2 protein-coding genes and 1 pseudogene are annotated in these 1,975 nt (G+C 56.4%); all 3 read left to right on the forward strand.

Annotation, left to right across the window (positions count from 1 at the left end):
* Positions 1–3: 3 nt before the first annotated feature.
* The 3 genes and pseudogenes from MAIT1_RS00765 (at position 4) to tnpA (ending at position 1,895) form a co-directional block, all read left to right on the forward strand.
* Positions 4–135 (forward strand): transposase domain-containing protein, encoded by a 132-nt coding sequence (locus MAIT1_RS00765; RefSeq protein ID WP_414673616.1) that lies wholly within the window; start codon positions 4–6, stop codon positions 133–135.
* A 219-nt stretch (positions 136–354) separates the two neighbouring features.
* Positions 355–1,242: pseudogene (locus MAIT1_RS00770) on the forward strand (IS3 family transposase); the annotation flags it as partial.
* Between the two features lie 320 nt (positions 1,243–1,562).
* Complete coding sequence (gene tnpA, locus MAIT1_RS00775; RefSeq protein ID WP_085440118.1) at positions 1,563–1,895, forward strand: IS66 family insertion sequence element accessory protein TnpA; 333 nt, start codon at positions 1,563–1,565, stop codon at positions 1,893–1,895.
* Positions 1,896–1,975: the final 80 nt, after the last annotated feature.

Genomic DNA, 1,975 nt, shown 5'->3' on the forward strand with positions numbered 1-1,975 from the left:
GGCCTGGAGCCATTCACCTATCTGCGGCATCTGTTCGAGAAGATACCGGCGGCGCAGACCGTAGCGGATTTCGAGGCGCTGCTGCCCTGGAGCCTCAATCCCGACATGACCCCGAAGGCCAAGCCTACCCTCTGACGCGGTTTACTGGACGCTTACTGAACATCCAACCCTTGAGCGTCGGCATACGCCTTCAACGTTCCGCCCGTCCGCTCGCTGGCGCGAACGTGCTCAAGCCAATACCGCTGCCGCTCCGTCAACTCTGTCGCCATGGCTTCCTCCGTTATGCATCCTGGAAGGCATAGCGTGACGGATCATTCCAGACAGGGGAACCCTGCGGTTTACGTGGCGCTTACCGTACTTTGCCAAGGACACGCTGCAAAATACGCGTTCATGAAGGCGTGGCGAGCCCGCTATTCAGTTGAGACGATGAGCCGAGTATTTAGCGTCTCCAGAAGCGGTTATTACGATTGGCTCAACAGGCCGCCATCGGCCAGAGATATTGAGGATGAGCGCCTGAAAGTCGCCATCCAGGCTGCGCATAAGCGCACCCGTGAGACCTATGGCGCTCGCAGGCTTCAGAAAGAGTTGGCTGACGAAGGGTTTGATGCAGGGCGGGATCGTATCGTGCGCTTACGCCAGGAGTTGGGCTTACGTTGCAGACAAAAGCGCAAGTTCAAGGCGACCACGGATTCCAATCACACTTTGCCTGTAGCAGAAAATCTGCTTGGTCAGGAGTTTACACCAATAGCGCCCAACCAGATCTGGGTGACCGACATCACGTATGTTGCGACCTTGGAAGGATGGCTCTATCTAGCTGGCGTAAAAGATGTTTTTTCCTGTGAGATTGTTGGATACGCCATGGGAGAGCGGATGACTCAGGCGCTTACGGGAGCGGCTTTGTTTCGCGCTGTTCAGCAGAAACGGCCGCCTCCAGGACTGATCCACCATTCAGATCGTGGCAGCCAGTATTGCGCCCACAATTACCAAGCGATTTTGAAGCAGTTTGGAATGCAGGCCTCAATGTCTCGTAAGGGCAATTGTTACGATAACGCCCCAATGGAGAGCTTCTGGGGCAGCCTGAAGAATGAGTTGGTCCACCATCAGAAATTCACCACGCGTGAGGAGGCGAAGGCGGCGATCCAGGAGTACATCGAGATTTTCTACAACCGGCAGCGCCGTCACTCCCGGCTGGGGTATTTGTCGCCAGCCGTATTTGCCCAGCAGTTTATGAAAACAGCCTGAAATCGATGGTACGGGAGTGTCCACTATTGCCAGGACACCTCATAGATATTCGGAGACTGCGGTCCGCCCAATACTCGCGCTCTCGGCTATGCGCCGATTGCTCAAGCGGGATTCCCATTTCAGTCGCAGGATTTCCTTGATCTTGCGCATGGATAACCTCTTGTTGGGCATCTCCAGCCTCCCTCATGAAATGATGAGAAAGAATTGGAGTATGCCGGGTTATCCGCGTTTTGATCGTAAGCGCCACGTAAACCGCAGGGTTCCCCTGTCTGGAATGATCCGTCACGCTATGCCTTCCAGGATGCATAACGGAGGAAGCCATGGCGACAGAGTTGACGGAGCGGCAGCGGTATTGGCTTGAGCACGTTCGCGCCAGCGAGCGGACGGGCGGAACGTTGAAGGCGTATGCCGACGCTCAAGGGTTGGATGTTCAGGAGTTTTACAACCAGAAAGGCGAGCTGAGGCGCAAAGGGCTTTTGGATGCAGCGTTCGAGGCGGAGTCACGATTTGCGCGTTTGACGGTGGAGCCCGACGCCCTGCCGGAGCGCCGTTGTCGAATGGAATTGCCCAATGGCGTGACGCTGGATCTGCTGGAACCCGACTCTGCGCCAGGCTGGCGACAGCTGTTGCAAGCGGTGTGGTCGTTATCATGATGCGCCCGGCCAACGATCTGCCGGATGTCTATCTGTGTCGAGAACCGGTGGATTTTCGCAAAGGGATCGCCGGGCTGGCG

It is taken from the genome of Magnetofaba australis IT-1 (assembly GCF_002109495.1).
GTDB classification, from domain to species: Bacteria; Pseudomonadota; Magnetococcia; order Magnetococcales; family Magnetococcaceae; genus Magnetofaba; species Magnetofaba australis.